Consider the following 20,346-nt stretch of genomic DNA (forward strand, 5'->3'; position numbering starts at 1 on the left):
TTATCTCATTGGTTTTAGGTTATAAGTCACAACACCCCAGATCAGTAACTCTTGTCCCTCAGTAATATAAATATTTTGGAAGTCAGGATTCTCAGCTTTTAACCATACTTTAGGTGGGCTAAAATGGTGATCAACCATCAACCGCTTTACCGTAAAATCGTTATCAATCAAAGCAATAACGATATCTCCTGACTTGGCTGAAAGACTACGATCCACCACCAACGGATCATCGATATCAATGCCAGCATCTAACATCGACAAAGAATTAGCTTTCACAATGAAAGTAGAATTTTCGTTACGAATTAAAAATTCATTTAAATCTAAAGCTTGTTCAACATGGTCTTGGGCAGGCGACGGAAAACCTGCAGCAACACGTTCCGTTGCCAGTGGAATGTGATAAAGTCGATCATTCTTAGCTTGGACATTCTGTATTTTCATTGATGTTGTCAAATCAGTTTGAGTGCCAGTTTTGACATTATTCAGTAACCAACTTTTGATGAAATCAACTTGGGATTCAGGAACACGGATGACTTTGGTCGGCTCACTAAATTGTGCCTTCCGTCCTGCATTGGTTCTTGCACCACCATGCTCAAATTCAATTTTTTTGGACATAATTTCCCCCTACCCAAGCTTAAAATACTTTCAATTAATTTAACTTGAAAAAGTTACAAATTCAAGTTGACGTACAATAAATTTTGCATAACAATAAATTCCATAGATCAGATTTTAGCTTGTTTAACTTAGACAAGGATGTGAAACAAACTAAAATTAATGTTTTAAATGAATAACTTATGAATTTTTAAATAAACATTGAAATATTAAGTTATTGATCTAATTCACTAATATTTTTGATTTTCGGCAGTTAGGTTTTATTCAAATATTTTTGATGTGGAGACATGAAAAATGAACAATCGACGTGATGCTATTCTTGGTTATGCTGACGAACAACATGCTTTCTTTATTCGCCTTATAGAGAACAATACCGTTCTAGGTGAAAGCTATGGATTATTTTGTGAAAATCAAAATAGTGAAGCCGCAGAAAGTATTATGACCACACTTTTTTTAAAGAAATCTTTTTGGCTCAATGGTTCAGAGTTTAATGACATTGTGAAAGGGCTTAACCCAATCCACTGATAAAAGGCATACCCCTCTTATGCGAGACGGATACTCAAAGAGCTTGTACAAACAGATCTAACATACAAGCTCTTTTCTCGTCACTCTAGCCTTACCCTTATATCGTTTTTCCAAAAGCGTTTGCATATCTCAAAGAAAACCCACCTATTTGAACATCCTAAGTGGGCCTTTTGTATAACAGTGTAATTGCTTTAATTTTAAATAAACCTTTTGTCGTTAACAGGTGCAACCAGTCGATAAATTTTTCCATCAGGTTCACTTTCAAACAGCAGATCCATATTTGGAAAAATAATATTACCTTCAACCTCAATATGCTCTACACGTTTAAAGAAAGGAATATTGTTATCTTCCAAGTCATTTAACTGTGCTACTACAACTGACTCATTCTCTTCTTGATCTTTAATAATTACTGTAATCTTATCCATAATAATTCTCCCAATAATATCGTTCATAGCACTATGGGAATTTTTTTTAAGCTTGTCGACTAAATGGTTGTAACAAGAGTTATAAGTATTATATTTTTATTAATTAGGGAATTAAGTACTTGAAATTATCGCCAAATTGACAAATTTCATTAATATTTAATTAACTAAACAGTTACAGTGATACCAAAAACGTTTCAAAATAATTCATCACTTGCTTCTTGTATCTTTCAAAAACTAATACATTACCAACGATCATATCAATTAGCATCATAAATCAAAGGTCATCTATTTAGTTGTTATATCAACAGATACTGGTTTGGGTGCTTGGTTCTTTTCTAAAGATTTATCACTACTTTTTTCGACTTCATTTTTTAATTCAAGATATTGCCTTGCATCTTCCCGACGATGAATTCCGCCTAGTTTTAAAGCCTGCGTATCAACCTCATCATTGATGTCTGCTTGTTTAGTTGATTGGCGAATGAGTGACTCTTTTGTTTTCTCTATTAACAGCGGAGCAGATGTTTTTTCTACTTCCTTCACTGTAGCGATTTCAGTTGCTCCAATAAACGTCGATACAACCCCAATAGACATCAAACATAGTGCTCGCCTCATTCTCTATCTCTTCCCTATTTTTAATTTTGATACATCACTTTAACATGTTAGCTTAAGTAGATTGATTTAAATTTTATCCAACACGTTTCAGTACTAATCAGATCTATCCAGACATAAATAGTCTAGCGTAAGTTGATACTTATATTTAAAAATACCATTTCCTTACAATTCTATAGAAATAATTTACTTCGTCGCTGTTCCTATGACTGGCTTGTTTGAACCAGATTCAGAACCTGTTGATGAAATCGGCAATGTAATCACGCAGTACAATCTGATCTATACGAGTTGCAGATAGATAGTGACCGACAGCAATAATGCAACCTTTATGCATAAATACCCAAAATATGAATCATCAATACATCAGATCACCATATTGATTTGAATTAGTACTCAAATAGGTTTAGTTTTTCGAATTTCTTCCAAACTGCTCAATATTTCCAGTTTAACTATACGACCAAGCTGCAACTTACCTATGGTTCAGCTTGTTGGTCAATTTATAGAAATATTTGAATGAAATACTTAATGCGCTCTTCCCCATGTACTAATCAATGCTCTCATTCCATACGGTAAAATATTTTATTGACCACTAAATTTTTATATTTTTCAATATCTTTCTTAGGATAAAATTAGAATATTAATCACTCCTCAGTAGATTTTTTTAATGCTTATAAAAAGAACAGCAACAGACACCAAACATATTGTAAATAAATTTAGCAGGCGCATCTATAGGATATACATCTTGATCTCTTAAATAAAAAATTTCTCCATTATTCAATATTTTCAAAATATTATTCTTCCTTTTTAGTACTACACCTTCTCTTATTATTTTATAGACTTCTTCTGCATCAATTTCAAATTGATAAAAGAAAACAACATCACCCTCCTTAAAATCTTTCGATTCAAACCTCTTATATTTCCTACAACTTAAACAAATCCATTTTTTCATTATAACTGCTCTAAAAAGCAAAACCCATTATATAAAAGACCCCTGTTTAAAAATTAACAGCAAAGTATTAAAAAATTATCATTTAGTGAAAAATAAAATAATTTGTTGATTTTTATAATTATTTATAAAAATTCAATATGCTTAAAATATCGAAAGTGTTTTGAGAAAAAATACATCATTTAGATTTCATGCGATGACAAGCCCCCTGATTGAACTTTGACTCTAACACAAATTGATATATTATAACATTACAATTAATTTCTTTTGTACAACCTTAGACTCATGCAAATTCCCCCTCAACGCTTACAAGCAATCGATGCTTTAAGAGGTTTAGTTATCCTCATTATGATGGTGGATCATGTTCGAGAAACCTTCTACCTTCACCATCAAGTGCCCGACCCCATGCTCATTACGCATACTGATGAATCACTGTTCTTGAGTCGAGTCTTTGCTCATTTATGTGCACCAGTGTTTGTCCTGTTAACAGGCTTATCCGCGTACCTCTATCAAGCCAAGAATAATATTGCGATGACACGCGATTTTTTGCTCAAGCGTGGGTTATTTCTGATTTTTCTTGAACTGGTTGTGATCAACTTTGCTTGGACGGGAAGCTTCCCACCCGATGTGATTTATTTACAGGTTATTTGGGCCATTGGTTTGAGTATGCTGGCTTTGGCAGCGCTAGTTGGCTTACCACGGCAAGCTTTATGGGCAGTCAGTCTTATTATTATTTTTGGACATAACCTGCTCGATCAGGTCTCGTTTGAAAATATCCCTATCCTACAAAATCTATGGATGGTTTTGCATGAACGAGGCTGGATTGAATTTGGAGAATTTATTCGATTTAGAACATCATATCCAGTTTTACCTTGGATTGGTGTGATCACACTTGGTTATTGTATTGGTACGATCGCATTTAAAGAAAATCGAGATACAAAACAAAGGAATCTGATATTACTCAACTTTGGTTTATGTAGTATTGGCTTATTTCTGGTCTTAAGATGGATCAATGTGTATGGTGATCAAGCATGGATTGTAATGCCAACAATTACCGAAACAACCATGAGCTTTATCAATTTAACCAAATACCCTCCATCTCTGCTCTTCATTCTATGGAATGTTGGTATAGGACTGCTGCTATTAGTGTTATTACAAAAATTTGAAGCTAAGCAATGGGTCAAACCATTAATTGTCTTTGGCTCAGTACCGATGTTTTTCTATATTGTTCACCTATATGTACTGAAGGCTTTATACCTGATTGCCGTCAATATATTTGGAACAAATCAAGGAGAATACTTTGGTGTAAATCATGTTGCATCGCTTTGGTTGATTGCAATCTTGCTCAGTATCCTACTTTATCCATTGGTCCTTAAATTTTCAGACTTTAAGCATAGAAATAAGCATATTGCTTTGCTTAAATATTTTTAGAGCCCAAAGAAATGTTAAATCCGTACAGTTGTTGAAAATAAACCTAACATCTGTACAGATTTAACAGGCCCAAAGCTTAGCTACAGCACAATGCTATAACTAGAATTTTTGAGAAATACTAAATTTATAGTCGCGACCAGTACCCGTCATATATTCCCCTAAGTACATTTTATATTCACGATTAAACAGATTGTCGATTGAGAAATTTAATGTTGGTCCTTTTTCACCTACAGGCTGCCAGTCAGCATAAACTCCATGTAGTGAATAGCCTTTTGTCTTTGGTAAGGAAAAAGAAGAAGCTGCTATCGATTTATCATTATCAGACAAACTTCGATCTTGTGCCGCCACAAAGATTCCCCTCCAGCCCATAGTTAAGTGATGCTCTGGCACATTTACACCCAAAGTCGCTGTGGCTTTTTTAGGAGGAATATCAGTCATCCATGTTTTTTGGTCAAGCCAAGGATTCACAGGTGAATTATCACGCTGCCCACGAATATATGAATAGGTTAAGCCTGTAAACCAAGTCGGTTGATTATAGAACACCTCAGCTTCATAGGCCTTGATCGTATAATCATTTACATTGCGATAAAAACCATGATGATAGTTACCATTACAGTCATTAATGCTGCCATTTCCACCATTGGCATTATTTTCTGCTTGCACCTTACAAAAGGTTGAAAGGTTGCGAAAAATTTCATCGGCCCCACGATTGTGATGATAAGTCAGACGAACTTGTAAATGATCTTGAGATGCAAAGACATCATCAAAATTCATTTCATTACCCAAACGGATCGCGAGCATCTTTTCAGGGTGTAAATAACGACTAGTCGCAGGCACTGATGTCACCGCTGATTGCACATAATACTGCTCGTCTACACGCGGGGCACGCCATGTCTTACTGATATTGGCAAACCAAGTCAGATAATCAGCCTGCTTCCACGCCAAGGCTAAACGTGGCGACCAACCTGTATAGGTTTTACTTGAATAATCATGTCCAGCACTAGGATCATTATAACGTGGCGCTCGGTTCGGATTACCTGTATTGGTAATATGATCGTAGCGAAGTGATGGCGTAATGGTAAAGTTATTGATCTGATATTGGTCTTCAACAAATGCACTCAGCATCTGCTGGTCCCCAGAGGGCATATAATAGGGTTCATAATAACCAAAGTTATAATCAGGCTTTTTGGCATTGCTCTTATCGTAAATGAGCGAGTTCTGCTCCATCTTTTGATATTGCGCCCCTACTTTTAATTTATGCGTCCCATAATCAGTTGTAATATCACTAATATTACTGAGTTTTAAAGCAGTATTGGTATAGGTCACCCAGCTTTCATTGCCCAAGGTTGCTGCAGAACCACTAACACTAGGTAATCGTTGATCGTGCTGATCCGTTTTTGAATATGAAGCGGTTGCTTTAAAATTCAAATAAGGATTAGATTCTGGATTAAACTCATATGCAAGTGAATAACTACTATCGTTTTGATCACGATAAACTAAGCGACGCTTCCAAGCTTCTTCATATCCATATTTCTTGATATCAGCTTCAGTTGGCACTGCATCTTGGTCACGCATAGCAGCGAATGGTTCCCACCCTTTATGCCCACTTTGCATCGCATTCAAACTGATTTTCTGGCTTTCTGTCGGGTGAAAGTTCAACTTCGCTAAATAGGTATCTTGTTGTTGTGCGGAATATAAAAATTTACTGCCATCGGGGCGTTTAACATCACCGCTGTCACGATTGGTATAATACAGCATTGCATCTGCTAAGCCGTTATCCGTCTTACCATATACGGCCCCTGTATAGGTATTTTGTGTATTATTGGAAAAGCGTGAGTATTTAGCAAAAGCACCGACTTTTTTGTCACCAACCAATAAGTCCGTTGCATCTTTAGTTTCTAAGGTGACTTTACCACCAAAGCCCCCATTACCAACTTCAACATTATGTGGACCTTTATCAACGGTAATCTTTTTTAAAATTTCTGGCTCAATGAAAACCGAACCTTGACGGTATTTATCAAAACTTTTGACAGAATCATCTAAGCTGATCGGAACATCCTCAACTCCCCCCATACCAAGGATATTAATCGTTTGTCCACCAGGTCTTGGCGATCCTGCAGAACCAACACTTGGCATGTTATCGAGCAATTGTGCCACGTTGTTTGCTTGATAACGATCAATTGCTTTTTGATTTAAGACACTCTGCCCAAACTGAATCGTGTCTTCTTTTTCAGCTTGTACCGTAATCGGTGTCATTTGATAAATTTGGTTCAAAGCATTCGCGTTCGCTGCACTTGCAGGCGTTTTTACCACTACTTTGGCTGGTGTTACGCTGCTATCTGCAAATGCCTGTGACATAAGCCCCATAGATAGAGCAATTGCGACTGCCAATACATGTGGTTTGATAATCATTTGAGATGAGAGAGATCTGGACATAATGTTCACTAAAAATTAAAACGAACCATGAGCCTAACTAGGCGCTAAAAAGAATAGAAATCTAAGCAATACAATGTCATTCGTAAACAAATATGCAATGTACGCGGATTCACCGTGAAAGTTTGCTTAAACTACGTATACAGCCCTATCACGATGAGGAAGGAACAAGTTTTGAGTCAATAACATTACAGAGAGTATAAATGGTGCATCGATCATTCAACAAAACAACACAAATAATAGTAATTATCATTTACATTTGAGAATTTGTAAATGGATTGTTACAGATTTTTCAAACCGCTCAAGAACTCAAGCTGCATTCAATCTTAGATCGCCCAATTCCTCTGAGTGAATAAGCTGAGTAATACCATGCTTTGAGTCCCAAGATTTATTTTTATAAATAGCAGTAGAAATGAATTCAGATCAATTTTAATAGATACTTTAGACATAGGACTTAGTTTTAAAGATATAAAAATAAGCCCGAATTGATCAAAAATAATAGTAAAAAAGGACATTTTAAAACTAAGATTTTATAAATAAGTATCCCATTAAAGTTAAGAACGCTGATTTAAAATCCTTTTCTTTCGATACTGCAAAGGACTCATCCCCGTCCAACTTTTGAATGCACGAATAAATGATGTTTGCTCTTGGTATGCTAACAACATCGATATGTCTAGAATACTCAAATTAAGGTCTGCAAGATAATCAAAAGCTAAATCTCGACGAACTTGATTCAGTCTTTCTTTAAATGTATATCCTTGTTGTTTTAATTTCAGTTGAAATATACGGGATGGTAAGCCTAACTTGTTGGCAACATAATCCACACTGATATTTCCTTTATGTACAGCCTGAATAATTGTTTTTTGGATGAGCTCATCAAAAACATCAAGCTTAGGTCGTTTTGAGAGTAGTAAATTTGCTTGTTTAATTAAAATATCATTCAATACCGGGTCAGCATTCGATACGGTCAGATCAAGACTAGTCATCGGAATATATATTTCAACATCTTCGCCTTCAAACTCAACTGGACAGCCGAAAAAACTTTCATAATTACCAAGAAATTTTGTTTTTTCTGAGCTAAAGATAATTTTATATACTTCAATTTTATCAGGATGTACCAGTTTTCCTAAAAATGTATAAAGTACCCCCATCAATAATTCATCTACCAACTGATTATTTTTAAGATAAGGATCTCCGCCCCAACTAATCACAATAAATTGATCAGAAATAGACATCTTCGCTGGTTTTGTTTCACAAAAAAGCCGTTGATATTTTATAAAAAGATTTAACACCTCTAATATATTTTCACAAGAAGAAGCAATATAACCCAAAATACCGAGATGTTTAGGTTGAGTATAACTTGATATTTCCAACCCAAGTGCTGGTTTAGGTTTTTTCTGATTAATTTCTTCCAATAATTCTATCCACTCCCCAACTGGAATTAACTCATTTGTTTTATAATCACTCAAATATTTTGCATTTTTAAGGTTATTTTTTACACAAAAATAAATCAATAAATTAAGCATCGAACTAGACACTAATTTCACTTGATTAGGATTACTCAGAACCATTTCTACCCACTCATATCATATCCAAAACCGTACATCAGAGAAGGAATCAAAAAACTAGCAGTGCAAGTACATTATTTAATCAATCTTAAAAGTTAACGATAATCTAGTTTTCCATTTTTCTTACTAATACGGCAAAAAAATCCATTTTTTGTGATATTAATCACAGATAATGCTAAAAATCTACTTTAAAATTTAAGAAAAAAATTATCATTTGTATAAAAAAACTTATCATTTCAAGGAAAGTTTTAAGATTGTGAAAGTGTCTGCACAAAAGAAGTGCTTAAAAGTGATTTTTATTCTATATTCAAAGCCTTAAACACAATTATATCGCTGTATAATTTTTAATTATTTTTTCCTGCTACTATCATCAATCTCAGCCATTTCAATAGACAAAAGCGATCATAAAAGAGGTTTTTTCGCAGATTCATCATTTGCGTCATATAAGATCACACTGCCAAGCTTTATGAATAAAATAATCAAATAGGGCTGAGAAACATTTAAACATCTTTATATTAAATATCTTTTAATTGATAAGTTTAAATAAAATTATATGAAAAACAGCTCCAACAAAAATAGGAAGATAAATAATATTAAAATAATAACAAGACTAAAAACGATAGAAAAAACAACGAAAATATATAAATCAACCATTTTTAAAAAAATAAAATATATGAAATATATAAATAAAGAAACGTAAGCTATATTTATCCTACCCAGATACATCAGCAGTAAAAACAGCTCATTTCTTATATAGATATTTTTTGATCCAACCTGACTTTTTCCACTTATTTTTTGAAAACTGGATAATAGTTTCTTTTTATATACCACTTTTATACCTTGGTTATATAATATGAAACGAAAAGTACCCCCTTTGAATATAAAATAATTAGCATTTAATTCATAAAAATTATCTTTTTCTACATGATACGAAGCATTCTGTCTAATATCCAAGAACAATGACTTATCAAAAAAATATATAGATTCATTCTTTATGCTGATTTTTTCTTCTTTTTTAAGATGGATATACAATCAAAAAACCATAGATGTAAAAGAAAATTTATTAAAAAATGAAACATTCATGATACCCACCAACTTTCACAACATAAATTGGTTTCATTTTTATTCTATCACTATGAAATATTTATCTATTTTATTGCCAATCAGAAATAGCTCCAAATATTTTTGAAAAATTTCATCAAGACCAAAGATTGCCTGATCAAAAGGGTTATTCAGGAAAGTTTGATCTTGATCGTTAAGAGAAATATTTAGTTTTTAAACAATCTTAGCAATACTTGTTTCTGCCTGACACGTTATGCCTTGCTCGACGAGGATTTTAAGCGTTCCACTTCTATGTGCAAGCACAGGCACTTCCATTTTCATGGCTTCCATAATCGCGACAATCTGTCCTTCAGTCACTTGCTCATCCTGAGTGACTTTCCATGAACTAATTACACCATTGATCGGAGCCAACAAGTGCTCTGCACTTACTTCTAGTTCAGCAGATTGTTGCGTTTGGACAGTAACTGCTGGGTTGTGTGCAAACATGCCCACAGGTAAACCTAAACGATGTAATTTCCCATCAATTTCAATGTAGCTGAGCAGCATCGGTTGTTGATGATTAGGAATGCTTCGTTTAATTGGCTTTAACTCTTGTTTGAAATCATTTTCAATCCAACGAGTATGTACATTAAATTCATCGCTAAAGTCAGGTTCATTGAGTACTGCACGATGAAAATCTAGAACTGATGCGATACCTTCAATTTTAAATTGCTTTAACGCACGTTTAGCACGCGCAATAGCAACTTCACGGGTTGGACCAGTCACAATCAGTTTTGCCATCAGTGAGTCGAAATGACTCGACACCAATGACCCAGTTCGAACCCCAGTATCAACACGCACACCGTTGCCAAACGGCGCTTCAAATAAGCTCAACACACCAAATGCTGGAATAAAACCACGTGCTGGATCTTCGGCATTAATACGAAACTCAATGGCATGACCTTGTGCTTTTGGCGTTTCTTGAATCGACAATATATGGCCTTGTGCGACACGGATTTGTTCTACCACCAAATCGACTTTTGCTGTTTCCTCAGTGACAGGATGTTCAACTTGCAAACGAGTGTTCACTTCTAAAAATGAAAGCTTTTCATCTCGACTCAATAAATATTCAACCGTCCCTGCACCAACATAATTGGCGGCCTGACAGATATTTTTTGCTGAACTCAAGATTTGTTGATAGATCTCATTACTGATAAACGGTGCTGGCGCTTCTTCAACTAACTTCTGGTTTCGACGTTGCAAAGAACAATCACGTGTTCCGAGTACTACAATATTTCCATGTTGATCGGCAATGACTTGTGCTTCGACATGACGTGGTTGATCTAGATATTGCTCGACAAAACATTCACCCCGTCCAAATGCAGCCTTGGCTTCTCGCACAGCGGATTCATACAGTTCTTTTACTTCTTCAAGCTTCCATGCCACTTTTAAGCCACGACCACCGCCACCAAATGCCGCCTTAATCGCAATCGGCAAACCAAATTGTTTGGCAAATGCTAAAGCTTCATCAGCATTATTCAACGGGTCTTGGGTTCCTTGTACCAAGGGTGCACCCACCGACGCTGCAATTTTGCGGGCTTCAATCTTATCGCCTAGTTTTTCAATGGCACTCGGTGATGGCCCGACCCATTTTAAGCCTGCATCAATCACTGCTTGGGCAAATTCAGAGCGTTCAGATAAGAAGCCATAACCTGGGTGTACCATTGTGGCTTTAGATTTCTTTGCAACTTCGATAATAGCTGGAATATTTAAATAGGTCTCACTGGCAGTCGCACCAGCCAAGCCCCATGCTTCATCTGCAAGCTCGACATGCATGCTGCCCATATCGTCATCTGCATAGAGTGCGACCGATGCAATTCCCATATCACGGCAAGCATGGATAATTCGAACGGCAATTTCACCACGATTCGCAATCAATAATTTTTCAGTATTCATCATTTATTCTCAAAATCTGTAAATTCGGCAATTTTTTTAAATTTTATGCGGCAATCCGCGGGAATCTGTGCAACCAAATCCCAATGGTGTTTCGCAACAGCAGCAATGACAGGATATCCACCCGTTAAAGGGTGATCATTCATAAACAGAACAGGCTGACCGCTCGGTGGAATTTGTAAAGCACCAATACACGTGCCTTCACTTTCCAGTTCATGGCTAATTTTTCGGGTTAAAGGTTGCGCACCTGACAATCTGAGCCCAACGCGATTGCTTTCATTGGTCACCAACCATTCTTGCTGACAGAGCAGTTCAATACTGTCGTGTTCAAACCAATCAGTACGTGGACCCATCACAATATCTAGTTCAACCACCTCGCCAGCTTTGGGCAAATCGGTTTTGCCCACTTCATTGACACTAATGTTAGCCGCCTTCACTTGCCCTTGATAAAGGGTATCCCCAAGCTTTAAAGGTTCTGGTCCTAACATCGCTAAGCTGTCAAACGAGGTACTATTCAGTACAGGCTGAATATCGATACCACCACGAACGGCAACATAGTTTCGTAAGCCTGCCGTTGGTGGCTGAATTTGAAACTCATCGCCTAAGTCCAGATCAATCGGTTGATAGCTTGCAAAGTCTGCGGTTTGACCGTCGGCAAATTTCACACGAATATTTGAAATAGCTCCAGCCACTGCAATAACGCCAGCATGTTGCATTTTGGCCTTTAAGCCACCATTTAAAACTTCAATGACGGAGGTATCGATTGGATTTCCCACAATACGGTTAGCACTGTGCATGGCAGATAAATCCATTGCACCCGCCACTCCAACGCCAATATTGGTCTGATTGAATCGCCCTTCATCTTGAATCAGCATTTGTAAACTTGGCGCAATAATCGTAAACAGCGGCACCGATTGTTTCGGTTCAACAGTACGCGTGATCTGCTGCGGTACAGTCACTGTGGTTGGACGATGCGTCACATCTTCAAAATGTACGGTCATGCCCGGTAACAAGAGTGCTGGATTTTCCCGCTCTAAATCCCACATTTTTTCCGATGTTGTGCCAATCAACTGCCAACCACCCGGACTGTCTTTTGGGTAAATACCAGAGTATTTTCCAGCTAAGCCTAAAGCGCCTGAGGGAATTTTTTTTCGCGGAACTGTTAAGCGCGGAATATCAGTAAAAGGTTGATCGGGACTGCTCATATAAGCAAAGCCTGGTGCAAACCCAATAAAAGCCACATTCCAGACGCTTTGCTGATGTTTTCTAATCACATCAACTACAGACAAGCCTTGTAACTCTGCAACTTGAGCAAGGTCTTCGCCATCGTAACGAATCGGCACAACTACTTCTTGGCTACTACGCTCAAATCCAGAATCTACTTTTAGTCCCTGAATTGAAGTAAGCAGCGTTTTAAAGTTGGTTTCGATCTCGTTAAAAAAAACCAAAATTGTTTTTGCAGCGGGGACTAAGTCTTTAATTCCATTCAATTGCGTATGTTGCAATTTATTGTACAACGCCAATGTTTCTTCGAGGCTCGCAAGCTCAATCAGAAAACAATCGGCGTTTACCGATAAAAAACGCATTTATTTATCCTTTTTAATTATTCTTTAGTCCAATTAGCCCATCCATGCGCGATCAGGAATGTCGGTAATCAACATATGACCCGGTGCATGACTAATCGCAAAAGGAATTTTCGAGTTCATGACTGCCGCTTGCGGGGTGACTCCACATGCCCAAAACACGGGAATTTCACCCGCTTCAATACGAGAAGCATCGCCAAAGTCAGGCTTATTTACATCTAAAATTCCTAGGCTTTCAGGATGACCAATATGTACAGGTGCGCCATGTACACTTGGCATCCGTGCTGTAATTTTTACCGCTTCACTAATTTGATGCGATGGAATTGGTCGCATTGAAACCACCATATTCCCTGAAATACGCCCTGCTGGCTGGCACTGAATATTGCTTAGATACATCGGCACATTGGTGTTGTCATGAATATGGCGAACTTCAATCCCTGCTTCTTGCAAAGCGGTTTCAAAAGAAAAACTGCAACCAATCAAGAAAGTCACCAAATCAGGGTGAGCGTTATAAATCTCACTGGCATCGGTCACTTCCTCAACCATTTCTCCATCTTTCCAAATGCGATAGCGTGGAAAGTCGGTGCGGATATCTGAATCTGCCGCAAGCTGAGTTACATAGATGCCTTCTTCGAGCACATCAAGCACCGGACAGCTTTGCGGGTTACGATGCGCATAGAGTAAAAAATCATATGCCCACGCTTTTGGCACCGAAATCATATTCACCTGCGTCATGCCTGCTGCCATTCCTGCTGTTGGCTGGTCAAAGCCTGCACGGATTTTTAAACGCGCATCTAAAGCAGCGTTAAGCTGAGCTGAGTCGACTTTAATATCCTTATACATGATGCTCATCCTTATGCTTTATTTACAAATGGGCGAATTTCAATCTTGTTTTTTACAAGCTCGGCTTTAATGGCTGCCGACATTTCTAATGCACCGTCGGTGTCGCCATGTAGGCAAATGGTATCGGCTTGAATTGGGGTAAACACACCATCAATTGACTCGACTCCACCATGTTTAAGCATAGACACCACACGACTCGCAACAAATGCCGAATCATGTAAAACAGCACCGTCTAGACGACGCGAAACCAGTGAACCATCACGGTTATAAGCACGGTCTGCAAATGCTTCAGACACCACGTTTAAACCAGCAGCACGCGCCTGCACGACCAAGCTTGACTCCGCCAAAGCCACTAAAACCAGTTCAGGGTTGTACATCTTAATCGCATCAATCACTGCGGCTGCCTGAGCTTGGTCATGAGCAATGGTGTTATACAGTGCGCCATGTGGTTTTACATATTGCACTTTTGAGCCTGCCACTTTTGCCAAACCATCCAGTGCAGAAATTTGATACAGCACATCAGCAATCAGTTCGTCACGTGATAGATCCATGTTACGGCGGCCAAAACCAACCAGATCTGGATAAGACACATGCGCCCCAATCGTGACGCCTAATTCAACAGCTTTACGAACTGTTTTTAAAATACCAAGTGGATCACCTGCATGAAAGCCACATGCGATATTGGCACTGGTCACCACAGGTAAAATCTGGTCATCATTGCCCATTTTCCATGAGCCAAAGCTTTCGCCCAAATCACTGTTTAAATCTACAAACATGGCATCATTCCTTTTTCGCTGTACGATTATCTGGCTTAAAGTTTGGTCAAATAGTTAAACACGGTCGTAAATGACATATAGCCCATCCACCACGTCAATACACAGGTGACTGCACCTAGAACAATTAACCATTTTGGATAATTATAATTGCCCATCAAGTCTCTACGGCAAGCCGCAACATAGACAAAAATGGTAAGGCCAATCGGCAACACTAAACCGTTAAAACCACCGACAAAAATGAGTAGACCTGCTGGCGTTGCACCCAATACCACATAGAGTAATAAGGCTAAGGCAATAAAAGTGATGGTGGTATAGTTGCTTTGTTTTGGGGTTAAATTCTTTTTAAATGCACTAAAGAATGAAACCGAGGTATAGGCTGCACCAATGGTGCTACTAATACCCGCTGCCCAAAAGATCAGGCCAAATAATTTATAACCAAATGTGCCCGCGGCATACTGGAATGCTTGTGCCGCTGGATTGGCATTATGACTAGCAAGATCGATGCTTGCACCACTCACCACCACACCCAAGAATGCTAAAAATAAGACATAGCGCATGATCCCAACCACAACAATACCTTTGGTGGCTGCTTTTGCAACTTCATCAATATTTTCAGGACCAACCGCACCTTTATCGAGTAAGCGGTGTGCGCCTGCATAGCAGATATAGCCCCCCACCGTGCCACCAACAATGGTGGTAATAATGGCAAAGTCGATCTGATCTGGCGCAAAGGTTTGCTGTACCGCCTGCCCAACAGGAGGCATCACAATCACAGCCACAATGATGATCAGGATAATTTTCAGCAATCCCAATACGATCATGCTTTTATCCATCGCAAGCGTGGCTTTTCTTGAAGCGAAAATCAAAATCGCCAATGTACCACTGAGGATACCGCCCCATTTGGTATCCAGACCAAATAGCGCATTCAGCCCCAATGCAGCACCTGCAATATTTCCGATGCTAAAGAAGAAACCACCTAAAATCACCAGAAATGCAAGTAAATAACCACTGCCTGGTAAAGCCTTATTGGCAATATCGGATGCACGCATTTGCGTGAGCGTCACTACACGCCAAATATTCTGCTGCACCACATAATCAATCAAAATTGACACTAAAATGGCAAAACCAAATGCAGCACCTAGTTTTACTGTAAATACAGCAGTTTGGGTTAGAAACCCGGGTCCCATGGCAGAGGTTGCCATCATAAAGATCGAGGCGACAATGGCCCATTGGCGATCTGATAGCAAAGAAGATTTCAGTAAAGACATATTGATGCGTTCCTCATCCATTTGAGCTCAATAACGCTATTTTTGACTTGATCCAAGAGCATCATTTTATTGACAAACGATCTTCTTTAATCCTTTTTAAATCACAAAGATTCCCTGTTCTCCCACTCAGCGATGGGTAATCAAATCTTCTCGTTCAAATAAAAACATATGCAAGCCAACTGAACAATACGACTTTTTAGATATAAAATTAAAACCAATGCATTGAATTTAATTACTTTTTATTTATGATTAGTTCGAATATAAATTTTACTTATCACTCCTGATAAGCTGCTTTTATAATTTTTTAACTCAGCAGCTGTTGGACTCCACATACACGGCTCTTACAGAAGCTTGCTTTAACCAGCTCAAATTTTTATTTTCTCATTCAAGCTTTTCATCGCGCTTTCAGAAACCATCACAGCGACATCGGTTAATTTTTCTTTCAATGCAGCATCATTGCCTTGAATATAAATCGAGGTAAAGTGGAAGGTCTTTAACTTAATTGGCGTATTTAATATTTCTAATCGACCATCGGTAATTTCTTTTAAAGCAGTTAAGGTCGGCACCACAGCGATCCCCAAGCCTTGCTCGGCAAGACGTAATAATGTCGCCAAGGAATAACTGGTGATCGAAAGCGGCTCATCCAGCCCCTGTTCCTTCATTTTGGCTTTCAGCTCTTTATAAGGATAGGTAATTTTTGGATAGGTTAAAATAGTATGTGACATTAAGGTCTTAAATGACATTTGAGCAATCCCCCCTTTAAATGAAGGTGAAGCCAAGAAGCTGAGTTCAAAATCACACAATGCCTGTTCAATACATTCAAAAGCCAGCGTTGGTCCAAGTAAAAAGGCCATATCCAGATCACCTGTGCGTACACCTTCTTGTAAATTAGGAGTCAAATCAACCACGATTTCTACAGAAACTTTAGGGAATTCCTGTTGAACTTTCTCGATATATTCCACCAACCATGTGTAGACAATGGTTTCCGAAACGCCCAAACGAATTGTGCCAGTCAAATGCTGATTTTCAGTTAACTCTGCGATGAGTTCAGTTTCTAAACGCATCAACTTTTCAGCATATTTAAATAAGGTCATCCCCTTATGCGTGGGTTTCAGTTGACGAAAACTTCGATCTAAAACTTTAAATCCTAAGTCATTTTCAATAGCAGTGATTTTCTGTGATACCGCAGGCTGGGTGGTTTGTAATTTTGTCGCTGCCTTATTAAAACTATTCAGCGTCACCACCCAGTAAAATGCTTCCAGATTCTTTAAATTCACGTTCAATCCTGAGTTAAATGTCCCTTTCTAACTCGATAGTATGAGAGTGAAAAGCCTGATTAAGCTACTCATTTATTGATTTTTGTTGCAGTCATTTGCAAATTGGCTCATTTCACTCTCACAAAAATGATATCCAAATCCTGTTTGGGAACGAAGTTACGTTTGGTCATCTGAAATTGAGTTGGACTGATTTTTTCGACTTTGCCATTCCAGCAAAATGAAACCAATTCATTCTTATCACGCTCAATCGTCAATTTAAAATTTTCAATCGGTTTAGCCCAATTTGCTCCCGTGGTCAGAATATAGCTTAAAGCATTAAACGGTGAATTCTCTGCTTTGGCTCTTTTTAAGCCCTGCTTAAATTGTGCATCCATACAAAAGTTCTGATTATATTCATCTGGATATAGGGCAACCGCACCACCCACTAAAGGTTGATATTGATGCTGAATTTTGGTCAACGCATTGGCTTTAAAGGTTTGCTTCCAACTGTAAATTACTTGAGATGACCATGGAATTTCATCATCTTTTTTAAAGTTCGCTAATATTTTCTGTATTTGTGGCTGCTTACATTGCTTTAATTTATCGACAAAATAGCTATAGTCATCATTGTTGCGCATCCAAGGATTAAGCATCTCTGTTTGGCTAAAACCACATTGTTTAAATACATCTGTTGCATCAATTAACGGTGACTTTTCATCCCTTTGAATAAAAGTACGTACATGCATTTCTGGCTGAATATTTTTACCATCAACAATAATTTTAAAGCTTTTTAGCAGTGCTTCGGTATGGGCAAAATCCGAATCAAAGAAGTTATCAATACGTGGTAAGGGAAACAAAACGGTTTCCGTCACATCTTTATTGCTTAAATTTTTATAAAGGTAATCCACTTTAATCAGCTTCTTGCTAATAAATAAGTCTTCACTTTGCATCGCAACATGCGCATTTTTAAGATAGGATACTCCCCCAGTACCCACATAACCCGTTGAATCATTGGCTAGGCTATAAGCGGGTATTTGCATCAAAATAGAAAATGCCAAGATGATTTTTTTCATTTTTAAGCGTCCAATTTAAGATTGTCATTATCAGAATCAATCATAGCGGCTCGAAGACGTAGATGTTCACTTTTTTACTTATTGCACATATTTAAAAAAAGAGCAGCCTGTTGATCACAAACTACTCCCCTGATTCAGACTTTTACATTCAAGTTCAAAACTTTATCAAACCATGAACGCTACTTTTTGCAAGATGATTTACTTTAATCGAATCATCACCGTTTTAATCCGATTGCTCTCCATCTCCACCACCTCAAATTGTAAGTCTTGATAGTCCAGCATTGAGCCGACTTCTACTTGGCCGTTACTTTTGTCGAGGATAAGTCCCGACACGGTAATATAAGCTGTCTCTTCATCGACTAAATCAACACCTAACTGCAATTCAAGTTGATACAAATCTAATGTGCCTGTAGCTTTCCAAGTGCTTTCATCGACTTGGATCAAATCAAGCTGTTCATCGGCATCTGGAAACTCACCCGCAATCGCTTCAAAAACGTCTAAAGGCGAAATTACACCCTGCACATTTCCAAACTCGTCATTGACGAGCACCAATGAACCTTTGGAAGTCCGCAATGTATTGATCACATCAATCACTTTCATTTTCTCAAAAATAAAAATCGGACGTTGTGCTTTGATCAAAGATTTTAATTGCGTTTCATCATCCAGCACATCCAGAATTTCCTTGGCGCGAACTACACTCAGAACTTTATCTAAGCTGCCTCGACAGACTGGAAATAAACTATGCGGTACGGATAAAACCTGCTCTCGAATTTTCTCTGGCGTTTCATCAATGTTAATCCACGAAATTTGACTGCGTGGCGTCATGATTGATGCGACAGATCGTTCTGCCAGCATTAATACACCACCAATCATATAACGTTCTTGATCATCAAAGGTCTCTTGCGCTTGCAAATGTTGCAGCGGATTTGTCGCTGTGGTTTCTGCTTTGCCACCCATAAGCTTTAAAATCGTATCTGCTGTTCGATTCCGTAACGGGATCTTCGACTCATGTTTAGACCTGTTCCGCTGCGTGAACTGATTGAATGCCTCAATCACAATTGCAACACCAATACCCGAATAGATATAACCTTTAGGAATATGGAAACCAAAGCCTTCGGCAATCAAGCTAATACCAATTAACAGTAAGAAGCTTAAGCAAAGAATGATGACGGTTGGGTGTCGATTCACAAACTCAGTTAATGGTTTAGAAGCAAGTAGCATCACCAGCATGGCCACAACCATCGCCACCATCATGACGTAGATATTATCCACCATACCAATTGCGGTAATGACCGAGTCTAATGAGAATACGGCATCTAATACGACAATTTGGGCTACAACTGCTGTGAAGCTCGCATACACGACATTAGTGGTAATTTTGACTTCGGCTTTACCTTCCATCCGTTCATGCAATTCACTTACCGCTTTATAGAGTAAGAATAAACCCCCGAATAAAAGAATCAGATCTCGACCCGAAAAAGACCAATCAAAAATGAAAATAAGCGGTTTGGTTAAAGTGACTAACCAAGAAATGGCGAACAATAAGCCCAAACGCATGATCAATGCGAGAGACAAACCAATGATTCTGGCTTTATCGCGTTGGGAAGGAGGAAGTTTATCTGCCAAAATGGCAATAAAGACGAGATTATCAATCCCTAAAACAATCTCTAAAACGATCAGAGTAAGCAAACCTACCCAAATCCCTGGATCTAATAAAAATTCCATTACTTACTCCTTAAACAAAAACAAGGAGTCATGAAATTGTATTTTAAATTTGTACCCGGCGAGGGATCCATTTATGTTGACCTTTTTGACAATAGTTGCTCTGATTATGCCTAATCTTTCAGGATTGAGTTTATTTTTTTAAAAAACATATATAAGCTTAGCAAATCAATACAAATATATGAAATATCAATATATTACCCACAGTAAAAGTTTATTATTTAATTCAATTTTGAATAATTTGTTACACATTTTAAAAGCGCGATAATCACAACATAGCGCTAT

General features: G+C 37.8%; 16 protein-coding genes and 1 pseudogene. 3 read left to right on the top strand and 14 right to left on the bottom strand.

What is annotated here, in order from left to right:
- Positions 1-612 (bottom strand): LexA family protein, encoded by a 612-nt coding sequence (locus tag NDN11_RS12220; RefSeq protein WP_167249097.1) that lies wholly within the window; start codon positions 610-612, stop codon positions 1-3.
- Between the two features lie 291 nt (positions 613-903).
- On the opposite strand from NDN11_RS12220, the gene NDN11_RS12225 reads away from it, so the two are divergent.
- On the top strand, positions 904-1,134 hold the full coding sequence (locus NDN11_RS12225; protein ID WP_167249095.1) for a hypothetical protein: 231 nt from the start codon (positions 904-906) through the stop codon (positions 1,132-1,134).
- 197 nt (positions 1,135-1,331) lie between these two features.
- Here the strand turns inward: NDN11_RS12225 and NDN11_RS12230 are convergent, their stop codons facing one another.
- Entirely contained in the window at positions 1,332-1,559 is a 228-nt protein-coding gene (locus NDN11_RS12230) for a hypothetical protein (protein ID WP_167249093.1), read from the bottom strand.
- A 285-nt stretch (positions 1,560-1,844) separates the two neighbouring features.
- The gene (locus NDN11_RS12235; protein WP_167249091.1) at positions 1,845-2,171 is read right to left on the bottom strand and encodes a hypothetical protein; all 327 of its coding nucleotides are present in this window, start codon (positions 2,169-2,171) and stop codon (positions 1,845-1,847) included.
- A gap of 348 nt (positions 2,172-2,519) precedes the next feature.
- Here NDN11_RS12235 and NDN11_RS18280 point away from each other — a divergent pair.
- Positions 2,520-2,664: pseudogene (locus tag NDN11_RS18280) on the top strand (LysR family transcriptional regulator); the annotation flags it as partial.
- A gap of 165 nt (positions 2,665-2,829) precedes the next feature.
- Here the strand turns inward: NDN11_RS18280 and NDN11_RS12240 are convergent.
- Positions 2,830-3,117: a hypothetical protein gene (locus NDN11_RS12240; protein ID WP_167249089.1), complete on the bottom strand. Its 288-nt coding sequence runs from the start codon at positions 3,115-3,117 to the stop codon at positions 2,830-2,832.
- Between the two features lie 282 nt (positions 3,118-3,399).
- Between NDN11_RS12240 and NDN11_RS12245 the strand changes: the two genes are divergently transcribed.
- On the top strand, positions 3,400-4,545 hold the full coding sequence (locus tag NDN11_RS12245) for an acetyltransferase domain-containing protein (RefSeq protein WP_251109798.1): 1,146 nt from the start codon (positions 3,400-3,402) through the stop codon (positions 4,543-4,545).
- A 99-nt stretch (positions 4,546-4,644) separates the two neighbouring features.
- On the opposite strand, the gene NDN11_RS12250 is transcribed toward NDN11_RS12245, so the two are convergent.
- From NDN11_RS12250 to NDN11_RS12295, 10 genes are all read right to left on the bottom strand, one after another.
- On the bottom strand, positions 4,645-6,981 hold the full coding sequence (locus tag NDN11_RS12250) for a TonB-dependent hemoglobin/transferrin/lactoferrin family receptor (RefSeq protein ID WP_251109799.1): 2,337 nt from the start codon (positions 6,979-6,981) through the stop codon (positions 4,645-4,647).
- A 551-nt stretch (positions 6,982-7,532) separates the two neighbouring features.
- A complete protein-coding gene (locus NDN11_RS12255; RefSeq protein WP_167249083.1) occupies positions 7,533-8,549 on the bottom strand; it encodes an AraC family transcriptional regulator in 1,017 nt (338 codons plus the stop codon).
- A 1,272-nt stretch (positions 8,550-9,821) separates the two neighbouring features.
- A complete protein-coding gene (locus NDN11_RS12260; RefSeq protein ID WP_251111542.1) occupies positions 9,822-11,543 on the bottom strand; it encodes an acetyl/propionyl/methylcrotonyl-CoA carboxylase subunit alpha in 1,722 nt (573 codons plus the stop codon).
- Positions 11,543-13,126, bottom strand: a complete 1,584-nt coding sequence (locus tag NDN11_RS12265) for a 5-oxoprolinase subunit B/C family protein (RefSeq protein WP_251109800.1) — start codon at positions 13,124-13,126, stop codon at positions 11,543-11,545. Before NDN11_RS12265 ends, NDN11_RS12260 begins: the two co-directional genes overlap by 1 nt.
- Positions 13,127-13,159: 33 nt before the next feature.
- Positions 13,160-13,975 (bottom strand): putative hydro-lyase, encoded by an 816-nt coding sequence (locus NDN11_RS12270; RefSeq protein WP_251109801.1) that lies wholly within the window; start codon positions 13,973-13,975, stop codon positions 13,160-13,162.
- 2 nt (positions 13,976-13,977) lie between these two features.
- Positions 13,978-14,742, bottom strand: a complete 765-nt coding sequence (locus NDN11_RS12275; RefSeq protein ID WP_251109802.1) for a LamB/YcsF family protein — start codon at positions 14,740-14,742, stop codon at positions 13,978-13,980.
- A gap of 35 nt (positions 14,743-14,777) precedes the next feature.
- On the bottom strand, positions 14,778-16,031 hold the full coding sequence (locus NDN11_RS12280; RefSeq protein ID WP_251109803.1) for an NRAMP family divalent metal transporter: 1,254 nt from the start codon (positions 16,029-16,031) through the stop codon (positions 14,778-14,780).
- 344 nt (positions 16,032-16,375) lie between these two features.
- Positions 16,376-17,287 carry a LysR family transcriptional regulator MumR gene (gene mumR, locus NDN11_RS12285; protein ID WP_005183446.1) on the bottom strand — a complete coding sequence of 304 codons (912 nt, stop codon included), beginning with the start codon at positions 17,285-17,287 and terminating at the stop codon, positions 16,376-16,378.
- A gap of 107 nt (positions 17,288-17,394) precedes the next feature.
- Positions 17,395-18,339 (bottom strand): DUF4424 family protein, encoded by a 945-nt coding sequence (locus NDN11_RS12290; protein WP_251109804.1) that lies wholly within the window; start codon positions 18,337-18,339, stop codon positions 17,395-17,397.
- Between the two features lie 198 nt (positions 18,340-18,537).
- Complete coding sequence (locus NDN11_RS12295) at positions 18,538-20,064, bottom strand: TerC family protein (RefSeq protein WP_251109805.1); 1,527 nt, start codon at positions 20,062-20,064, stop codon at positions 18,538-18,540.
- Positions 20,065-20,346 lie beyond the last annotated feature (282 nt).

Origin of the sequence: Acinetobacter sp. C26M (genome assembly GCF_023702675.1) — a bacterium.
Taxonomy (GTDB): Bacteria; Pseudomonadota; Gammaproteobacteria; order Pseudomonadales; family Moraxellaceae; genus Acinetobacter.